Source organism: Neptuniibacter sp. 1_MG-2023 (genome assembly GCF_030547185.1).
Lineage (GTDB): Bacteria > Pseudomonadota > Gammaproteobacteria > Pseudomonadales > Balneatricaceae > Neptuniibacter.
In genome coordinates, this window is sequence record NZ_JAUOQR010000011.1 from 1 (window position 1) to 18840 (window position 18840).

The window sequence follows — 18840 nt, forward strand, 5'->3', positions numbered from 1 at the left end:
GATGTATGCTTCAACCGTGACGGCAAGCTAGTACGTCCTAAGCGTCTACCATCCGGTCTATACCAGTTCCGTCAAGGCACAGGTCATGAGCGTTGCGTATTTGACTGTATTGAAGCGATCAATGCGGGTGCCGATCTACTATGGATCGAAACTGCAGTACCAACCGTACACGAAATCAAAGGCATGATGGATGACGTACGTAAAGTTCACCCAGATGCTAAATTGGTTTACAACAACTCTCCATCATTCAACTGGACATTAAACTTCCGCCAGCAGACTTACGATACTTGGGCTGCTGAAGGTAAAGATGTGTCTGCATACGACCGTGCTAACCTAATGAGCGCTGAGTATGACGAAACTGAGTTGTCTGCTGTAGCTGATGAACGTACACGTACATTCCAAGCTGATACATCACGTGAAGCGAACGTATTCCATCACTTGATCACTCTACCGACTTACCACACAACTGCGTTGTCTGTAGACAACCTAGCGAAAGAGTACTTCGGTGAGCAAGGTATGTTGGGCTACGTTAAGAATGTTCAGCGTGAAGAGATCCGTCAAGGTATCGCCTGTGTGAAACATCAGAACATGTCTGGTTCAGACATGGGTGATGACCACAAAGAATACTTTGCGGGTGAGAATGCGCTTAAAGCTGGCGGTGCGAAAAACACATCTAACCAGTTCGGTTAATTGTTAAGCACTTCAGACTAAAAAAGGACGCTTCGGCGTCCTTTTTTATTTCAATAAATTAGAATAACATCCTCTCCTCTTACCTTTATTTCACGCACTCGTTATTATCAATAATTCCTATTTTTTATTGGCCCTATAGATGCTTACTAATAAGTTCCACTATGCTTGGATTATTGTTCTGTCTGGCGCGATATCTCTCTTCGCTTGCTTAGGACTAGGCCGTTTTGCACTCGGTATGTTACTACCCTCTATGGGCAGCAGCCTTCAACTAAGCTATACACAGATGGGGCTTATCAGTACGGGTAATTTTATTGGCTATCTATTCGCTGTATTACTTTGTCATTACCTTATTCACAAGTTTGGCGCACGCTACTCTATATTCTTAGGTTTAATCTTAGTTGGCATAAGCATGTTCCTAATCAGCTTCAGCAGCCATTTTATGATTATCACACTTCTATATTTCATAACGGGTATAGGTAGTGGTACTGCTAACATAGCGGTTATGAGCTTAGTCGCCCATTGGTTTACTGTGCAGCATCGAGGCCGTGCAGCGGGATTTATGATCATGGGTAACGGCTTAGGCATTGTTGCTAGTGGCGCATTAATTCCTTGGCTAAATAGCACATGGCTCGACGATGGCTGGAAAGTCGGCTGGGGAGCATTTGGATTAATCATCATTCTGGCCGCATGCATCACAGCGTTTCTCTTTCGTAACAACCCAGCTAAACTAAATTTAAAACCTTATGGATATGAGTCTTCATCCTCCACCGATCCGTTGCAAGCTACTTCCAAACCCGCAGGCTTAGAATCTGATAAACAAGCAGCTAAATCCATCAGTAAATTGATCCTTCATATAGGCTCAATCTATTTCTTATTTGGTTTTACCTATGTGATCTATGCAACTTTTATCGTAACAACTCTGGTTGAGCAATATCATTTCACAGAAAGTGACGCTGGATCACTATGGATGACGATGGGCATTCTGAGTATTTTCTCAGGTGCTATTTTTGGCAGTCTATCTGATCGGTTTGGGCGCAGATTTGGCCTAATATTAGTGTTTATATTACAAACACTTGCATACTCTTTAGCGGCATCAGAAATAGGAACATTCACCCTATTTTTATCCATGGCATTATTTGGCATATCAGCCTTTAGCATTCCCGCAATCATCGCTGCAACGATCAGTGATATTTTACCTATATCCGCTGCAGGGAAAGCCTTTGGTTATGTCACCTTTTTCTTTGCTATAGGCCAAATTTCAGGGCCAACATTAGCCGGGTATTTAGCAGAACAAACCGAATCATTCACATCAAGCTACCTCCTTTGTGCTTGTGCAACGACGTTGGCTATTATATTAACAACTCTCTTTAGGCCTAAAATAACTTCCCGCTAAGTATTGCCGCTTCTACGGCAACCCTTTGCCTTAAAATAGACGAGAATCACCTTTCACATAACTTCTCTTTTAAAAAACATAGGCTTAGATAATTGGCACTGCCTTTGCTGTAGATTATGTACAGCAAACTTACGGAGAGCAGTTCTATGCATAATACACAGGCATCATTTAATGCTCAGGCGCATATTCCTATTGATGAGCCTTTGAAAAAGCACCTGCCTGCAACTAAGAGCGCTATTTCTATCCAACAGATGGATCAGTTTTATTTAACAATGCTCGAGCAGTTCTCTCCCGTTACACAAAAAAAATATTACTTAGCTCAGCAAGAGAAACAAATTCAGGCTTTGTTTAGAGTGGATGGAATTCTTGTCGCTGCTTTTTATACCGATTCAACCATCTTATGCTTCGATCAAAAAGTAGAGTCACTTATAGAAGCGATCAACTATGCACCTTTAAGCCTTGATCGTGTCAGTTTCATATTAGAGAGCCGTCTATCGGACCATGTCACACTAGAGTACTACTCTAAAAACTACCCTACGCACGGAGATTTACTTAAAGGCTCTTTATATACAAAAGCAGACTTAAAAGCGGGTTTCACAATTGATGAAACATCTTTAGAGGAGTTAATGTGTGATTGGCTACAACAGTATCAGCAATGGATGCAGGACTATCTATATTTTAACCTTGCACAAATTTCTGCTGAAGAATCAGAGATCCCAAAAACAATCACCAACGACCCTGCACCAGTAGAGGAAGATATAGTCACGACTCTTCTAGCTAATAATTACGCCATAGTTAGCTAAAAAATCGCCCACGAAGCTCAATTTTTTACACTATACAAACGCGTTTAATCCCCGCCGAGAGTGTCCTACCTATGGCCTTATTAATACCCAGAATCTCTGTTCTCGACAAATAGAACAAAGAAAACTCTTAATCAAACAAGGCACGAACAACTTCAGGTAATGGAACTGATTTCTCAATCCTGTGATCAATCCATACAACCTTTGCATGCCCTTGGCTCACAACCGCTTTATCATCATGCTGACTGAAAACCTTGTAATAGGTCATAAAACTGGATCGACCAGGATCGCTAATATAGCAATCAATCCGTAATAGATCAGGGTAAACAACAGGTCGAATAAATGAACATCCTATATCAATTACGACGGGGGCCAGCCCATTAGGATCAAGCTCCACATTCATATTATCTAAAAGCTGCACCCGCGCTTCTTCAAGATAACGCATATACATCGCATTATTAACATGCCCATAAGCATCCATATCCCCCCAACGAACAGGAATAGAACAGCTATATATTAACTTACTATTTTCCAGATCCATCCCAGCCTCACATATAGATAATTCAAAAACTCACTGTAAACTATCTAGCCGAAGAAGGAATGACAACTTCAATCAAAACCAGTAACACTATGTCATACTGCTCAGAATCTAGATAATCCACGAGCCCCAAATACACTTACCTACTACGGAGCTATACAATGCTGAATTACCTGCTTCCTATCCTAATTATTGCCATCTTGTTTTTTCTCTATAAAAACAATCAAAACTCAAAGCAGCAATTGGCCTATAACCTAGAAGCAGGAAAAACTTTTTTAGCATCTAATTTGACCAAAGAAAACGTTACACAAACCGACTCCGGCTTACAGTACGAAGTGTTAACAAAAGGTACGGGGGAGGAACATCCAAAAGCTACATCAAAAGTAAAAGTACACTACCATGGCACCTTAATTGACGGCTCAGTCTTTGATAGTTCAGTAGAACGTGGCGAACCGATTGAGTTCGGCCTAAATCAAGTAATCAAGGGCTGGACTGAAGGTGTACAGTTGATGGTTGTGGGAGAAAAAACACGCTTTTATATTCCGAGCGAACTTGCTTACGGCAATGGTTCGGCAGGTATAATCACCCCTGGATCAACGCTTGTTTTTGAAGTAGAGCTTATCGATTTTAAGTAAAAATTGAAGCTCTATATCATCCTGCTGTAATGCATAAAATCTGTGCGCTACTTTCCCAACCCGCACCTATGTGCGGGCCTCTTTTCTATAAATCTAACGATAATTGTTATAGGTTAGGTGCTTTAGTTACTGGCCGTTTATTAGCAGGATCGGCAGCGGGGTCACCAAAAAATTTCAACCCAATATAGACCCACCATGCCCTTAATACCCACATTCCATCATCTTTACATATTTGCTGTAAGAGCCGGTCAGCTGCATCGCGGTCTTTATCTTTATCCAACAAGTTCTCACGCATTAACTGATATAGAGCATCGTGAACTAGGGAGCCTCGCATAAAATCGCGGGTATCAAAGGTCGGGCCTGAAGGACCATCCCATGCATAACCCTTTTTTATCTTAAGCACTCCCTCTTTCGTTAATTCTATATAGCCAGAAGGAGATAAAACATCCTTATCAGGCATAAACGAAATAGTAGTTACATAGCTATCAACGATCTGATATTTATATCCTTTTTTATATTCGATGCATTCCATAGCACTTCCCTTATGGATAAGAAAACGATCTTAACGTTTCGGCATATTACATAACTACAGAAGCTCATGCCAAACCCCTCATTAAACCTAAAAAGCAAAACTGACGCGCCCAATTATGCCGCGTACTTTTTAATACTAGTAAAGATTGTCTAAACTAGATAGTTACTAACAAACACCTGAAGAAAGCCAAGTCACCCTACTACGTCACCCTACTACCTTAGCTTTTTAGCCTTAATCTCAACTGGCGCAATATATCCCTCACGCAGTGCTTGGAGCATATTTTTAACTTTAATTCCGCTATTTTCATTCATTAATGTATGAAGTCCAAGCGGAGAGCGAGCGCTTTTTACTTGGTTTTTCTCCCGTTCCTTTTTGAAAAAATCCAGAGCAAATTGAGAATGATTTTTCACCAACGTAATTTCAAATCCAGCACGGGTTAGTGCATCAGCATAGTGTTCACTTGAGGCTAAAAAATTCATACTTTCTCGATCAGCCCAAGGCACCGGATAACTAATCACTCCTGTTTTTTCCCGCATCACATCGTAAATAGTAAAATAGGCACCCGGTTTTAATACACGATAAACCTCTGCACATAGCTTTGCTTTATCTTCAATATTCATCCCAACATGTAACATATAAGCGCCGTTAAATGATCCACTAGCGAAGGGCATATCTAACGCACTACCTGTATATAATTTAATACGCTGATCAAGTTTCACCCATGAACAAAGGACATTACCGCTTTCAACATACTCTTCAGTTAAATCAATACCCGTAACAGGATTGTTATATCGATTAGATACATAACGACAAGCCCCTCCCAAACCACAGCCTATATCGAGCAAGTGATCCTGCTCTGAAAGCCCTAAGCAGCCTAAGATATTATCTGTAGCTTGGCGGCCACCTATATGGAATTCATCAACATTCGCCAGATCTTCGATATTAAGATCATGCAAAGACTTTCCAGAGTTAACTAACGCATTCTCAATAGATGTCAGTAAATCACCATGCGTATAATGTGTGGTGACTAGCTGTTTATCAGACATAACAACTCCCCCTTAATAGCACTGAATCAATATAGCTTTTTAGAGATCACGAGGGAAAGGGGGAGGACAATAACAGGCAGGTATAAGGCTAAAAAGTTATCTATAAACCTTAAATGGCGTTCCCCCACTCAAGGTTATAGCAATCCTTTGGTTTCATTTCACCGCTGACCATAAAAGGTATTTAGGCCAGCGGCTGATAGAGAAACAATACATCTATTCAAATTGAACAATCATCTGATTAAGCTTGCCACTAATAACAACAAGGTTGTCTGCATAACGTCTATTATTTTCCGCTTCATTTAAGCTGTTATTCGCTAAATCAGTATTTTGCGACATAACATTAACAATCTCCGCCGTTAATTGAGACTGCTGCTCTGTGGCTGAAGCTATTTGTGAACTCATCTGGCTGATACTCAAATTAGCCTCTGCTATTTCACCAATCGCTTGTTCCGCTTCATTTGCAATCTGCATAGTTTCTTCAGTTTTTTGCATATAGAGCTGAGTGCGATCCACTACATCATTGGTGGTTGCATTAAGCTTATTGGTCAATTTCTTAATATCACTCGCAGCACGCGAAGTATTTCCTGCTAAATTTCTCACCTCATCAGCAACTACCGCAAAACCTCGTCCCATCTCACCGGCTCTTGCCGCCTCAATTGACGCGTTAAGTGCTAACAAATTGGTTTGATCCGAAAACTCCTCGATGATTAACAACGCCTGTAGGATTGACTCCGTATCCCCTTTCAAGGAAACAAGCGCATCATTAGTACCTGCAACGTCACTCGAAAGTTCAGAAATATTGTTATGAGTATCTCTCATCAAGCTAATACCTTTCTGAGTCAGATCATTAGCTTGATTTGTGTATTCACGTGTATGAGCAGCATGGTCAGCCACTTCTACAAAGGAGCTCTTTAGCTGCTCCATCTGCTCTGCAGTACTGCGTGTACTAGCTTGTTGCTCAGCCACAATACAACTAAGGTTTTTTGCACTAGTGTTCATATTTGACTCTAGCTCTTTAAGTACGCCAGTTTCACGTTTAATATTCGTCAGTAGGTCAGAGAAGTAATCTTTTAAACTGTTGATAGAGATACGTAACGTTGCTACTTCACTGATTTTACTAGGCATATCCATCTGCATTTTTAAATCACCTTCAGATAAGCGACTTACATAATCAGTTGCACGATGAAGAATGGCAGCCAGACGGTATTTAATCATCGACATACAGGCGCCTGTAATAATGATCAATACAACACAGACCGCCAGTAACAGGTATACATCCTGTAAAATGTTCTGATAGTGTTCTTCCAGTGTACCTTCTAAACCTTGGAGAGACTGTTCAAGCTTGAGCACTTGCTCCTTTGCGGCCAAACTACCTTGCTGTTTTTGCTCAGTAAATTTAGCGATATTATCTAACTCTTTAGGGTAGCGCCCTGCTAAATTTTTAATAATTTGCAAAGATGCTTCACCAATATCTTCTGCCGGGCCATTACTTTCCTCGGTATCCCAACCTAATACACTAGCCAGTTCATCTTCCTCAACCTCAGCCTCTTTATAAACACCTAAACGAGGTAAAGCATAGAGTTTTTCGGCCGTCTCTTGCATGCCAACTAAATAACTTTCACTGCTCTTTAATATTGAGCTATCGCCTTTTGAGGCGCTATTTTGTCTCACATAGATGGTCGGTACTAGATAATTGATAAATTCAGCTGACAAGTTCAAATACTTTTGCTTAAGATCGATTGGAGCCTTCTCCGCTTTAGCAACATATTCCATTATTGCCGTTATCTCGGCGAACATTTCTCGCTCACTATTTACTAGCAAAAGCTCCGGATTAGATAATTTCCCCGCTTCTCGTAAAGTACTCAAAGCATTATCTCGCACCAATATCATCTGCTCCACCGCAGGGGTTTTAATGTCTGACGGCAATAAACGGTTCTGCTGTGTTTCCCCAATCAGTTCATTAATATCATTATTAATTTTACTAAGCAGTGTTGCATCACCTGTCAGCAGGTAGGTGTTTATAGGCTTTTCAATTGCGTGACGAGTACTCGCTTCATATTCGTAATAGCTCGTACTGGTCTGATAGGCATCGTTTAGACGATCAAGCGACCACACTATAGAGATAGTAAGCACAGCAAGGATAAGGAAAAGAGCAAGTGAGGTGAGCTTAGTCAGCAAAGAGATTTTCATAGATTTGTACGCCATTACAACATGTGATTAAAAAATGAACGTCCTTTTTCTACGGAAATATTAATTCCGAATGCGCGTTATTAGACTACCGACAGATGACAGAAATATGACAAAAAACAACAATTTCTTATAGCGACACACACGACTAAGCTACCGCTTAGACTCAAACAGCGATGCGATAAGTGTTTAAAAATCGTTAAGTTTGGGAGCTTTTTTGAGTGTTACGTTTATGGAGTAACGGATAATAGAGAGATCAAACAAGGTAAGGATACGCTAGGCAATGAAAGGGCGACAACCACTACCTAACGTAAAACTTAAGAAATGGCCTGAATTAGGCGTCTGCGGTCGTAGGATCTATCTCACTTTTAATTTCTGAGATGGTATTAGCCGGAAATCCACTTCGCTCCGCATGTTCATGAATTAACGCTTCATCCGCGCTGTTATAGATACAGAAGGTTTTATCTCCAACAACGTAGCTGTTTTCCCAACTGATATCTTTTTGCTCTGACTGCATAGCAGATAGCACTTCATTTGATTTTTCGGCCGCGGCACTTAACGCTGCATCATCAGCCAAACCTATATCCGGAATATCTCTCTCAATAATGAACTTAGGCATGTATAAGAACTCCATATAATGTTTTTGTTGTTATCTAGTGCATTATACTAGAACCAACTATCCCTTAAAAATGCTATGTAAACTGTAGCACTCAACTACAGATTCTGTAGTTAGGAAAACCTGATTGAGTAACGCTATGCAATATCTACAATTTTGTCCCCTTGCCAAAGCCTCCGAACTCTTATGTGAAAAATGGACACTATTAATTATCAGGGAGCTTTTAATGGGAGGGAAACGCTTTAATGATTTTCAACGGGGCATGGCATCTATCTCCCCTACCATGTTGACTAAGCGCCTAAACGAATTAACAGATAACGGGCTAGTCGTGCGTAAAAAGATATCCGGTCAACGGGGCTATGAATACTTCCTATCTGAATCGGGCAAAGAGTTAGCTCCTATCATCCAACAAATAGGTGAATGGGGAATGCGTTGGACACGGAGTCAACTACCTGATTCAGAGCTCGATATAGAGTTACTCATGCTTTATCTAGAACGCAGCATCAACCCACATAACCTACCGGGCGATAATACGATCATCTCATTTAACTTTTCTGATCAAAACCAGATGGCTAAATGGTGGATTGTTGTCAGTAACGAAGAGGTTGACGTATGTACGGTGGATCCAGGCAAAGAGGTAGATATCTGGTTCAATACAGACCTTCGCACCATGATCGAAATTTGGATGGGTTACACCACCTATAAAACAGCGATTCGTGCACAAAAGCTACAACTTGTAGGACCGAGCGCACTCACTAATAATATAAATAGTTGGATGGATAGTAGCGTTTTTGCAGAAATTCCCGCAGCCAATGAGATCTAGCCTAGTCGTTACAAGGCCCTCTACTGCTGAATAGTGACTATTTTGAATAGGTGAGAAACAAGATTTAAATAAGTAGAAGCCAAGAGGATTCGATAAGGATGGTTACCAGCCATCCTCGTTTTCTCTATCCCTTTAGTGCGAACTATCGACTGCCCCAAATTTTAGCAACCGCGCGATCACTTCCTAAGAAACCAACGATTAAACACACAAAACCAATTACGAAAAAGACCAGAATAGGGATAAGACCACCTAATTGATCAGAAGCAATGGCTGTAATACCTGACAACGTCGAAAGCACAAAAAATAAGAGTCCCATATACATCAAAATCTTACGATGAGACGCTTTATAGCTATATTCACCTTCACCGGATTCGAAAATATTTAAGATAGGCGCAAAGAGTTTTCTCAAGGTATTTTTCATAGGGCTCTCACAGATAATACAAGGGCACAGTGTAATTTTATGCGCCCTACTTGTACAGAAGATAAGCGTGACGTACCCATCGAGTATAATACAGACTCAGCTTAGGGCTAAATCATCCCTGCTACTGGTATATATTCCCATTGTGCAGCAGCCAGCCTCCTTCATGACGCCCTTGTGGGTCATGATGGGTCCAATGCATCACCCCGCCTCTGGCACTCCACTCATATTCACCAAAGAATTTGACCCTATCACCTATGCTAAGCCCATTAATTCGAGGCGCTAAATCAATATTATGAGCAACTAACAAGGTTTGTCCTGTTGATAATTCCAGAATAAATTTTTGATGGCGACTACCTTTCAAGTCATCAGCAAGAACCTTTACAACTTTTCCCGAACCTCCAATTTGTAGATCACTCTGCTTATTTTTAAAGGCCCGCGCTAAGGCTCGATCACTAGATGAGTATTCGGAGGTATTACTATTAGATAAGTTTTCCGTATTTACGGTTTCTTCTATACGTTCAATAACTTGAGGATTATCTTGAAGGTACGCATAAAAACTTACCCCAATTAAGCAAAGTAAAATTAACTTCTTCATTATTATCCTGTGGTATGAATGGTGATACTGAGTCATTTAACGCTGAAAGGAGCTATTAGCATCATCCTGTGCGAGGAGCCGTCCTATGGCGATTACGCTCATATATTAACTGAAGATGGCTAACAACATCTAGGCCCTGACGGTCCACTTTCCAGATCTTAACTTTATAGATCAACATCACATATCAACTTACAATAAACCTTAACTAACGTTTTTTGAGTGTTAGAACAACGAGAGGTTTGTTTTACGCTATACTGCGCTCTACTCTTCTTATGACAACCTATCCGAGCCTTTATGCCATTCTCAAACCTTGGTTTATCTACTCCTCTTTTACAAGCAATTAACGATCTGGGCTATACCGCGCCAACGCCAATTCAGAAACAAGCGATTCCCCTTATTTTGGCGGGAAAAGATCTAATTGCGACAGCCCAAACAGGCACAGGTAAAACCGCTGCTTTCGTTCTACCTATACTCGAAAAGCTCAATAAAGAACGCACTCTTCGAGGCAAGCGCATACGGGTACTCATTCTTACCCCAACACGGGAATTAGCCGTACAAGTGGCGGGCAATGTTGCTGAATACAGTAAACACCTTAATCTAAGCTCATTAGCCGTTTATGGTGGCGTAGATAGCGAGCCACAAAAAGAGCGTTTAATTCAAGGCGTAGATATTCTTGTCGCAACACCCGGTCGTCTGCTTGATTTAGCCCATCAGCGAGCTCTACATTTTGACGAACTGGAAGTATTAGTTTTAGACGAAGCGGATAGAATGGTCGATATGGGATTTGTGGATGATATTCATAAAATCATCGAACGCCTGCCAACAGAACGTCAAAATCTCTTATTTTCTGCGACTATGAGTGATGGTGTCCGCGCACTAGCCGACGATTTTTCTGATAGCAAAATTAGTAAACCTGCTGTTGAGATCTCAGTTTCACCAAAAACCAAAACAGCTACAACCATAAATCAGTGGCTAATCACTGTTGATAAAGACACTAAATCTGCTCTCCTGAGCCATTTAATTAAGGATCAGCAATGGGATCAAGCACTGATTTTTATTGAAAAGAAACACGGCGCAGCCAAGCTGGTCGACCAATTGGCAAAACGCGGGATTGTAGCAGAAGCAATTCATGGCGATAGAAGCCAAGCCATGCGTGAAAAAATCTTAGCGGATTTTAAGTCAGGCGCACTAAAATACTTAGTCGCTACCGGCGTTGCTGCCCGTGGTATAGATATTGGTGAATTAAGCCGTGTGGTCAATTACGACCTCCCCTTCAAACCAGAAGAATATATCCACCGTATTGGCCGAACTGGCCGTGCAGGAGCCACCGGTGAAGCTATATCTTTTGTCGCAATGGGTGACTTTAAAAATCTCTGTGCGATTGAAAGCCGTTTAGACCATATAATCGAGCGTAAAGAGATTGAAGGTTTTCCTGTAAGAAAAGTTGTACCTATTTCAATCTTAAATTATGTCCGCAAGAGCAAGCCTCCCACAGCAAAACCAAGAGAAAAGTCGGCACGAAAAACAACCTCAACCGATAGACCTGAGAATAGAAAAAACAAAGATATATGGGGTTAAGATCAACTGAAACCTGAGTTACTACAGTTAAAAAGAGTCTTAAAACCAACCTAAGGTAGATACAAAAAGAGCGCCTTTAGGCGCTCTTACTCTCTAAAACGCCAGCGATTTATTTACTCAGGCTCAAACGCCTTTAATAACGCCTCATTAGTTGGATACTCCTCCAGTAGCTCAACCAACTTTCTCGCCCCATCAACCGGTTTCAATGATGTGAGTGAACGTCTTAAGGTTCTCACTTTAGCAAGGTCCTTCCCGTCTAATAGAAGTTCTTCACGGCGGGTACTACTTTTAGCAATATCCAACGCAGGAAAAATTCGATAATTAGCTGCATCCCGTGATAAAACAATTTCCATATTCCCAGTGCCTTTAAATTCCTCAAAGATCACCTGATCCATTCGGCTTCCGGTGTCCACCAATATAGTCGCAAGTATGGTAAGCGAACCGCCATTCTCGATCTTCCTAGCTGCACCAAACAACTTTCGAGGGATCTCCAATGCTCTCGCATCAACCCCACCCGACATGGTACGACCACTGCTTTTCTGCTCCGCATTATGAACCCGTGACAACCGTGTTAGTGAATCAATAACAATCAGTACATCATGCCCTTCGCCCGCTTCTTTACGTGCTTTAGCAAGCAACTCATTGGCCACACGAACATGTTGAGCATAGCTCTCATCAGAAGAGGACGCATGCACCTCGGCGGTTACGTTACGCTTAAAGTCAGTCACCTCTTCCGGCCGCTCATCGATCAACAGTGCATAAAGTTTGATCTCTGGATAAGCGGTACCTACCGCCTGACAAATATGTTTTAACGTAGTCGTTTTACCCGATCCCGGTGGTGCGACAATTAATCCTCGTTGCCCCATACCTATAGGTGTGATCAGATCCATCGCCCTCATAGACAGTTGCTGCGAGCCCGATTCTAAGCAGATACGTGGGGATGGATGAATAGCAACACCATTTAAAAAACGTTTTTCTGGATCATTAGGAAAAAGATCCTCAACCTGAGGTTTAACGTCTTTATTCTTTTTTACCTTCAAACTTAATATTTTTCTCGTCATGGTATCGCTTTAATAACTCTGGACAATTAAGTGTGTTGATCTGTTGGTGGGTAGGCTAGCCCATTGTGACTGTACAACAACAGATGGGGTTATTTACTAAAAGATTGAACCTCTTCATGGCACAAGTAACGCCACTGACCTACATCTACATCAAGACGAATATCGCCAATCTGTTCTCGATGGAGTGAACGTACACGATTACCTACCGCCGCAAACATACGTTTTACCTGATGAAATCGGCCTTCAGTAATCGTCAAAAGCACCTCTTTAGGTGTAATGATCTCTAATAGCGCAGGTAGGGTTGGCTGTTGCTCCCCTTGTAAGTTTACGCCGTTTTTAAATTTAGAGACGACCTCAATAGAGATCTCTTTGGCCAAGTGTACACGATAAACCTTGCAACACCCTTTAGCGGGTCGCGTAATATTAAATGACCAGCGGCCATCATCCGTCATCAACACTAAGCCTGTGGTATCTACATCCAAACGGCCCACAATATGCAACTCGGATACTTTATCAACATCAAGATAGTTAAAAATAGAGGGATAGAGTTCATCTATATTAGAGCAAATAGTACCTGCAGGTTTATGTATTAATAGATAGCGGAAATCCCGAGCCTTCAGTCGACGATCATTTAACGTAACCTGATTATTTTCATGGACCTGAGTCGCCTCCTGCGTTGTAACAGTATCATTCACACGCACAGCACCCGAATGAATATGCGCGATCGCCTCAGTTTTTGTTAGCTCAGTGCTTTTGCAAACAAATTTATCAAGGCGCATTATCGACAACCGTTAACCCCACCGCTAACCAGCCCTCGGCTATTGAGTCGATAGAAAACTTAGCAACACAGCATTGGTCAAGACAAGACATATGCTCTTTAACTATCTGGTTCACCTTTGCTTTATCAAAATATAGACCTGTAAAACTGGGCATGATCTGGGTGTTCGCTTTATCATGTAAACTATATATCGCTCCCATAGCATCAATTAACAGATCCCCATCAACATAAGATGCTAGATGCAAATCGCTATTCGATATCCACTCAGATTCATTTGGGACAAAAGCCAGCTCACCTTCTCCCTCATATTTAATCACCGCAGGCCAAATAATCACTCAATATCCCCGTAAGCTATAACCCTATAAATAGCCTTTATTCTCAATAGAAAATCAGCATATAGATCATCTACCTTTATAAAGCGATACCAACTCTGTTTCGACATCAGTGGTAAATCCATCCACCAACAGTGCCCCTTTCCCATTTTTCACGTACCCATCAAGCACATAAATTTCAACGGAAAAGCTCAACCTATTATTGCCATCTAACTGGTTAAACAGAACCTCTTCCACTTTCACCCGAACATAGGTCTTAGTGGGAGGGCCTTGTTCCGCCTGTAGAGCAAGACAAGTGAAACCTTTGCCTCGTTTTCTCACATCGAGCACATCATCAAAACAGCGAGAATATTTAACAGAAAACTGTCTCTCAACCAGAAAAGCATGGATAAACCCGAAAGCCAGAACGTAGTTTTTCTCTTCGGCAACAAACTGTTTTTGATAGATAAGCTGAAGGGCTTTAGGTGGCTCACCGTTCGGCCCCACTTCCTGATCAGCGGATGACGATGCGTCGGAGCAACCCAGCAAACAAAGTAAAAATACAAACACCGTTGCTCTAAACATCATCCATCCCCTTAGCCATTAATGCCACCGGTTTTATTGCTCGGCTATTTTCTACCCAAAATTCGGAGTATGCGTAAAAATAAGTTGATAATATCCATATATAAGGCAGCTGCACTATCTACAGCATTATCATAAGTTTTAGGGATAGCATTAGCGCGCGCCCAGTCGTAACCAATATAACCGCAAAAGATAATAGCAACGATCCAATCTAAGATATCGTGATGGGTATTAAAGATGAATACCTCAATTAACTCGACCACGATGACACACAACAGTGCAATAGAAAGTCCGCCTATTATTTTCTGAAAAAAAGCAGGATACATAGAACCTAAAAGCATCATAACAAAGGTTACCATACCGGTAACTCTGATCGCTTCTAATACAATAGATGGATCATATTGGCTTACAACCATGTTAATAATGAATCCAAAGGGAACCACAACAAAGTTATAGCCAATAAAGCTCACTGTGGGGCTATCCGATTTTTTAAAAAGATAAATACCAAAAAAGCAGGAGGCAAAATAACCAATAAAAAAGACGATTGGATTAATACTGCTTATCAACTCAACGGGAACGTTTTGCACCATCCACCAGTTGATAGCAAAGCCCCAAATTAAGGTTAACCCGATAACCAAATTGTACATTGAAGCACTGATTAACTGATCATTCGTTTCCGTACGATTAAAGACACCTACGTCCATTATAATTCCCTCTATGTAAAGTTGCCGTTATGTGATAATTGTTAAGTCGTTGAACTAAAATAGAAATTAGAGAGGCTTTCACATAATTAATACGTCCAAGTCAAACACCTACGGCACATTAAATCCTCCGCCATTCAAATTCAATACCCACGGGTACGTATCACAGCCTCGGGGATCTCACCGCTCTCAAAGTATCTGGCTATATTAATCGCAACAATTTTTGATGCTGTTCGAATATTGGTAGGGGCAGAGATATGGGGAAGAACCGTTACATTGGGTGCCGTCCATAAAGCACTATCGGTAGGTAGGGGCTCAGTTTTAAAAACATCTAAAACAGCATGTTCTATATGGCCGCTTTCTAAATGTGACAGCAGCGCCTCTTCATCTATTATTGGCCCGCGCGCAAAGTTAATAATCGATGCACCTTTAGGTAAGAGACCTAAGCTTTTATCATTTAATAACTGCTGAGTATCCTTAGTTAAAGGTAGTAAGCAGATGAGTATATCCGTTTCCGCCAACAGCTGGTTAAACCCCTCTGCACCACTAAAACACTTTACACCCTCAAGCTCAGTTGAGCGCCGACTCCAACCGCTAACATTAAAACCATTTAAAACTAACTTTTCTGCTGCTGCTTTGCCTAATTGGCCTAAACCTAAGATACCTATCTTACGATCTTTTAAGTCCACTAAATCATGCTGAATCCACACTTTCCGGTCTTGCTGACAGCGATATTTAGGCATATCACGATGCAAATAAAGCGTCCATGCAAGCACAGCTTCTGCCATTGTCGAAGCTAAGTTAGGGTCGATCATTCGCACTATATCAAAATGAGCATTAGGTAACTCAGCAACAAGTCGCTCTACCCCCGCCCATACACTCTGTACCCAACGTAGGTTTGGAAACTCAGCAAGCTCTTTTGGATCGGGGTTAGCAACAATAGCAACCTCAATAGTTAAGCACTGCGTTGCGGATAGCTCTTCAAACGGTATAAGACGAGTATTCTTTAACAATGGGCCTATTTTAGCCAACCAAGACTGCTTTTCATGATTGGGAATATTGCCAACAAATGCGATACATTTCTGCATATAGATACCGTGCGAATAATAGAAGGATCAAAATGCCGCGACCAATAAGCTTATAATTTATCGGCCTAACCATTGTGCCAAATTTAAAGCCGAAAAATAACGTATCGCTCGATATAAAAGCTTTATAGGTGCCATTATCTACCTAAATACCTTAAAAGGGCCGCTAATCACGACGCTAGGATGCTGGAAGCGCTATATCTAGCGCTTTCGCTTATAGAGCGAGATACTTGCATATAAACATTCATAAAAAATGCCCAAAACTCAATTCAATAAGTTTTGGGCATTAGGTCATATATTAAGGTTAAAAAACCTTTACCGAGTTACAGACTTTTTTTACAGAAGTACCAATCAGTGCACTCATAACCTTCATTCATACGCGCATCAGCGGCCTCGGTATCTTGAGGTGGTGGCACGATCACTTGATCACCAGGCTGCCAGCCTTCAGGCGTAGCAATATTATGCTCATCCGATGCTTTTAGCGCTTTAAGTACTCGAAGGAACTCTGGAATTGAACGCCCATTACTCATTGGGTAATACACCATCGCTCGCAAAATACTATTTGGATCGATAATAAATGTTGCCCTTACCGCTGAAGTGTCAGCGGCTCCTGGATGAATCATGCCGTAGGATTTAGCTACGCTCATTGATAGATCCTCAATAATCGGGAAGTTGATCTCAACACCAAACTTCTCTTTTATATTTCGCACCCAAGCAACATGACTGAAATAGCTATCTATAGACAGACCTAGTAGATCAGCACCCTCAGCTAGAAACTCCTCATGATGTTTTGCAAACGCCATAAACTCGGTAGTACAAACCGGCGTAAAATCTGCTGGGTGTGAGAAAAGAATCAACCAACGACCTTGGTAATCCGATAAGCTTTTCTCACCATGAGTTGTTCTGGCTGTAAACGCTGGTGCTGGTTTATTAAGTTGCGGGAAAGATACAATATCTTGTTCAGAAGTTTCCATTTGAATTAGTCTCTCTTGATGTGATTAATCATAGCGCCAAACCAATATCATATATAAGTAATTTTGAATATAAGTATGATAGATATTGACTATCGTCATATTAACTCCCTAACCCAGCAAGAAAATGAACCCTTACTCCTCAATTGATAACAAGGTTAAAGATCTATTAACCCTGTTTTAACCCTACCCTTGCTATCTTGGACGGTAGTAGACGTATATGAGTGTTCATCTGCCCACAATCGCGCGAATACTTTGTTGTCTTAAGCCTCGTCTTTTATTTATTTATCAAGGAGCGTTCCACCATGAAATTCTCACGCTGCATCGGGGGGCTAGTGCTTGTAACGACTTTACTCAGTGGTTGCCAACAAGATAACGCACCAACGAGAAGTGTCTCGGTCCCTTCTGTTTCCTATATTCAGGTCGCCACAGCTACACATCAGATTGATACTAAAATGCAAGCTCGTGTGGTGGCATCTCAGATAGCGGAAGTACGCCCTCAAGTCAGCGGGATTATTCAGCAACGTCTGTTTGAAGAAGGAAGTGTTGTCGAACAAGGGCAATTGCTTTATCAAATTGACCCCGCCACTTTTCAAGCAGCTTATAACGAGGCAAAGGCAAATTTAAACAGTGCTAAAGCGTCACTAAAAACGGCACAATTAAAAGATCAGCGGTATACAAAACTGGTCAAACTTAACGGCATTTCACAGCAAGAGGCTGATGATGCCCATGCCACTTATTTAGAAGCTAAGGCCAATATAGATAAGTATCAAGCCGCCTTAGAGACAGCATCCATAAACCTTGAATACACAAGAGTTAAAGCACCTATATCGGGGCATATTGGCATATCGAGTGTTACTAAAGGCGCATTAGTCACAGCTCAACAATCCTCCGCATTGGCAACAATCCGCACCTTAAACCCTATCTATGTTGATATGACTCAAAGAAGCTCCGAGTTGTTGGAGCTACGTCAGCTAATTCGCGAAAAAGCGATCAAGCAGGGATCAACAGCAGTCACACTGACGCTAGAAAATGGTAGTGAATATGAGCACGAAGGCCAGCTTAAAATGCAAGAAGTATCAGTAGATACATCAACGGGCTCCGTCACTTTACGTGCAGAGTTTCCTAACCCTGATGGGTTGTTGCTGCCAGGGATGTTCGTTCGCACCCAAGTAAATGAAGCGGTCAACGAGAGCGCTATAGTGGTTCCTCAGCAAGGGATTTACCACGCAGCCGATGGTCAAACTTATGCTTACGTAATTGATGATAATAACCGGATAGAAAGACGTATAGTGCAGACCAGCGATGCTGTTGAGAACAAATGGGTTATCACTAGCGGTTTATCTGTGAATGACAAACTATTAATTGAAGGTTCCGGCAAAGTTCGCCCTGGTAGCGAAGTAAAACCTGTTCTTGTGGAAATGAATAACAATGGAACTATAGAAACCATCGCCCAGCCCGCCACAGATACTTCATCTGCCCAAGAGGGAGTGTAAC

At 41.5% G+C, this 18840-nt stretch carries 20 protein-coding genes and 1 pseudogene; 7 read left to right on the top strand and 14 right to left on the bottom strand.

The window, feature by feature from the left end; translation table 11 throughout:
* The 3 genes and pseudogenes from Q4492_RS12230 to Q4492_RS12240 form a co-directional block, all read left to right on the top strand.
* Window positions 1-690: pseudogene (locus Q4492_RS12230) on the top strand (isocitrate lyase); the annotation flags it as partial.
* Window positions 691-829: 139 nt separating this feature from the next.
* A complete protein-coding gene (locus Q4492_RS12235) occupies window positions 830-2083 on the top strand; it encodes an MFS transporter (RefSeq protein WP_303418303.1) in 1254 nt (417 codons plus the stop codon).
* Window positions 2084-2229: 146 nt separating this feature from the next.
* Window positions 2230-2886, top strand: coding sequence for a hypothetical protein (locus Q4492_RS12240; RefSeq protein WP_303418305.1), 657 nt, complete (start codon window positions 2230-2232; stop codon window positions 2884-2886).
* Window positions 2887-3013: 127 nt separating this feature from the next.
* On the opposite strand, the gene Q4492_RS12245 is transcribed toward Q4492_RS12240, so the two are convergent.
* A complete protein-coding gene (locus tag Q4492_RS12245; protein WP_303418307.1) occupies window positions 3014-3424 on the bottom strand; it encodes a thioesterase family protein in 411 nt (136 codons plus the stop codon).
* 158 nt (window positions 3425-3582) lie between these two features.
* Here Q4492_RS12245 and Q4492_RS12250 point away from each other — a divergent pair, with 158 nt between their 5' ends.
* Entirely contained in the window at window positions 3583-4056 is a 474-nt protein-coding gene (locus tag Q4492_RS12250; protein WP_303418309.1) for an FKBP-type peptidyl-prolyl cis-trans isomerase, read from the top strand.
* Between the two features lie 106 nt (window positions 4057-4162).
* Here the strand turns inward: Q4492_RS12250 and Q4492_RS12255 are convergent, their stop codons facing one another.
* The 4 genes from Q4492_RS12255 to Q4492_RS12270 form a co-directional block, all read right to left on the bottom strand.
* A complete protein-coding gene (locus Q4492_RS12255; RefSeq protein ID WP_303418311.1) occupies window positions 4163-4588 on the bottom strand; it encodes a DUF1353 domain-containing protein in 426 nt (141 codons plus the stop codon).
* A gap of 212 nt (window positions 4589-4800) precedes the next feature.
* On the bottom strand, window positions 4801-5634 hold the full coding sequence (locus Q4492_RS12260; protein WP_303418312.1) for a class I SAM-dependent methyltransferase: 834 nt from the start codon (window positions 5632-5634) through the stop codon (window positions 4801-4803).
* 213 nt (window positions 5635-5847) lie between these two features.
* A complete protein-coding gene (locus Q4492_RS12265) occupies window positions 5848-7824 on the bottom strand; it encodes a methyl-accepting chemotaxis protein (protein ID WP_303418314.1) in 1977 nt (658 codons plus the stop codon).
* A 331-nt stretch (window positions 7825-8155) separates the two neighbouring features.
* On the bottom strand, window positions 8156-8440 hold the full coding sequence (locus Q4492_RS12270) for a DUF4242 domain-containing protein (RefSeq protein ID WP_067865613.1): 285 nt from the start codon (window positions 8438-8440) through the stop codon (window positions 8156-8158).
* Window positions 8441-8576: 136 nt separating this feature from the next.
* Here Q4492_RS12270 and Q4492_RS12275 point away from each other — a divergent pair, with 136 nt between their 5' ends.
* Window positions 8577-9260 carry a helix-turn-helix domain-containing protein gene (locus Q4492_RS12275; RefSeq protein ID WP_303418559.1) on the top strand — a complete coding sequence of 228 codons (684 nt, stop codon included), beginning with the start codon at window positions 8577-8579 and terminating at the stop codon, window positions 9258-9260.
* 142 nt (window positions 9261-9402) lie between these two features.
* On the opposite strand, the gene Q4492_RS12280 is transcribed toward Q4492_RS12275, so the two are convergent.
* Together Q4492_RS12280 and Q4492_RS12285 are read right to left on the bottom strand one after the other, a co-directional pair.
* Window positions 9403-9681: a hypothetical protein gene (locus tag Q4492_RS12280; protein WP_303418318.1), complete on the bottom strand. Its 279-nt coding sequence runs from the start codon at window positions 9679-9681 to the stop codon at window positions 9403-9405.
* Window positions 9682-9802: 121 nt separating this feature from the next.
* Window positions 9803-10276 (bottom strand): DUF3465 domain-containing protein, encoded by a 474-nt coding sequence (locus tag Q4492_RS12285; protein ID WP_303418319.1) that lies wholly within the window; start codon window positions 10274-10276, stop codon window positions 9803-9805.
* 294 nt (window positions 10277-10570) lie between these two features.
* Between Q4492_RS12285 and Q4492_RS12290 the strand changes: the two genes are divergently transcribed.
* Entirely contained in the window at window positions 10571-11854 is a 1284-nt protein-coding gene (locus Q4492_RS12290) for a DEAD/DEAH box helicase (protein WP_303418321.1), read from the top strand.
* A gap of 113 nt (window positions 11855-11967) precedes the next feature.
* Here Q4492_RS12290 and rho read toward each other — a convergent pair whose 3' ends face one another.
* The 7 genes from rho to Q4492_RS12325 all read right to left on the bottom strand — a co-directional run bounded on the left by rho (window position 11968) and on the right by Q4492_RS12325 (window position 17346).
* On the bottom strand, window positions 11968-12915 hold the full coding sequence (rho, locus tag Q4492_RS12295) for a transcription termination factor Rho (protein ID WP_303418323.1): 948 nt from the start codon (window positions 12913-12915) through the stop codon (window positions 11968-11970).
* Between the two features lie 89 nt (window positions 12916-13004).
* Window positions 13005-13694: a pseudouridine synthase gene (locus Q4492_RS12300; protein ID WP_303418326.1), complete on the bottom strand. Its 690-nt coding sequence runs from the start codon at window positions 13692-13694 to the stop codon at window positions 13005-13007.
* On the bottom strand, window positions 13684-14028 hold the full coding sequence (locus Q4492_RS12305) for a DUF4144 family protein (protein WP_303418328.1): 345 nt from the start codon (window positions 14026-14028) through the stop codon (window positions 13684-13686). Before Q4492_RS12305 ends, Q4492_RS12300 begins: the two co-directional genes overlap by 11 nt.
* A gap of 66 nt (window positions 14029-14094) precedes the next feature.
* Window positions 14095-14589, bottom strand: coding sequence for a hypothetical protein (locus Q4492_RS12310; RefSeq protein ID WP_303418330.1), 495 nt, complete (start codon window positions 14587-14589; stop codon window positions 14095-14097).
* 44 nt (window positions 14590-14633) lie between these two features.
* Window positions 14634-15290: a Bax inhibitor-1 family protein gene (locus Q4492_RS12315; protein WP_303418332.1), complete on the bottom strand. Its 657-nt coding sequence runs from the start codon at window positions 15288-15290 to the stop codon at window positions 14634-14636.
* 140 nt (window positions 15291-15430) lie between these two features.
* Window positions 15431-16375, bottom strand: coding sequence for a glyoxylate/hydroxypyruvate reductase A (locus Q4492_RS12320; RefSeq protein WP_303418335.1), 945 nt, complete (start codon window positions 16373-16375; stop codon window positions 15431-15433).
* Window positions 16376-16695: 320 nt separating this feature from the next.
* On the bottom strand, window positions 16696-17346 hold the full coding sequence (locus tag Q4492_RS12325) for a peroxiredoxin (protein ID WP_303418336.1): 651 nt from the start codon (window positions 17344-17346) through the stop codon (window positions 16696-16698).
* A 302-nt stretch (window positions 17347-17648) separates the two neighbouring features.
* Here Q4492_RS12325 and Q4492_RS12330 point away from each other — a divergent pair, with 302 nt between their 5' ends.
* Window positions 17649-18839, top strand: coding sequence for an efflux RND transporter periplasmic adaptor subunit (locus tag Q4492_RS12330; protein ID WP_303418338.1), 1191 nt, complete (start codon window positions 17649-17651; stop codon window positions 18837-18839).
* Window position 18840 lies beyond the last annotated feature (1 nt).

Bases quoted from the DNA above. Each gene is read 5' to 3' on its own strand.
- Q4492_RS12235 (WP_303418303.1), top strand. From the start codon at position 830: ATGCTTACTAATAAGTTCCACTATGCTTGGATTATTGTTCTGTCTGGC.
- Q4492_RS12240 (WP_303418305.1), top strand. From the start codon at position 2,230: ATGCATAATACACAGGCATCATTTAATGCTCAGGCGCATATTCCTATT.
- Q4492_RS12245 (WP_303418307.1), bottom strand. From the start codon at position 3,424: ATGGATCTGGAAAATAGTAAGTTAATATATAGCTGTTCTATTCCTGTT.
- Q4492_RS12250 (WP_303418309.1), top strand. From the start codon at position 3,583: ATGCTGAATTACCTGCTTCCTATCCTAATTATTGCCATCTTGTTTTTT.
- Q4492_RS12255 (WP_303418311.1), bottom strand. From the start codon at position 4,588: ATGGAATGCATCGAATATAAAAAAGGATATAAATATCAGATCGTTGAT.
- Q4492_RS12260 (WP_303418312.1), bottom strand. From the start codon at position 5,634: ATGTCTGATAAACAGCTAGTCACCACACATTATACGCATGGTGATTTA.
- Q4492_RS12265 (WP_303418314.1), bottom strand. From the start codon at position 7,824: ATGAAAATCTCTTTGCTGACTAAGCTCACCTCACTTGCTCTTTTCCTT.
- Q4492_RS12270 (WP_067865613.1), bottom strand. From the start codon at position 8,440: ATGCCTAAGTTCATTATTGAGAGAGATATTCCGGATATAGGTTTGGCT.
- Q4492_RS12275 (WP_303418559.1), top strand. From the start codon at position 8,577: ATGCAATATCTACAATTTTGTCCCCTTGCCAAAGCCTCCGAACTCTTA.
- Q4492_RS12280 (WP_303418318.1), bottom strand. From the start codon at position 9,681: ATGAAAAATACCTTGAGAAAACTCTTTGCGCCTATCTTAAATATTTTC.
- Q4492_RS12285 (WP_303418319.1), bottom strand. From the start codon at position 10,276: ATGAAGAAGTTAATTTTACTTTGCTTAATTGGGGTAAGTTTTTATGCG.
- Q4492_RS12290 (WP_303418321.1), top strand. From the start codon at position 10,571: ATGCCATTCTCAAACCTTGGTTTATCTACTCCTCTTTTACAAGCAATT.
- rho (WP_303418323.1), bottom strand. From the start codon at position 12,915: ATGACGAGAAAAATATTAAGTTTGAAGGTAAAAAAGAATAAAGACGTT.
- Q4492_RS12300 (WP_303418326.1), bottom strand. From the start codon at position 13,694: ATGCGCCTTGATAAATTTGTTTGCAAAAGCACTGAGCTAACAAAAACT.
- Q4492_RS12310 (WP_303418330.1), bottom strand. From the start codon at position 14,589: ATGTTTAGAGCAACGGTGTTTGTATTTTTACTTTGTTTGCTGGGTTGC.
- Q4492_RS12315 (WP_303418332.1), bottom strand. From the start codon at position 15,290: ATGGACGTAGGTGTCTTTAATCGTACGGAAACGAATGATCAGTTAATC.
- Q4492_RS12320 (WP_303418335.1), bottom strand. From the start codon at position 16,375: ATGCAGAAATGTATCGCATTTGTTGGCAATATTCCCAATCATGAAAAG.
- Q4492_RS12325 (WP_303418336.1), bottom strand. From the start codon at position 17,346: ATGGAAACTTCTGAACAAGATATTGTATCTTTCCCGCAACTTAATAAA.
- Q4492_RS12330 (WP_303418338.1), top strand. From the start codon at position 17,649: ATGAAATTCTCACGCTGCATCGGGGGGCTAGTGCTTGTAACGACTTTA.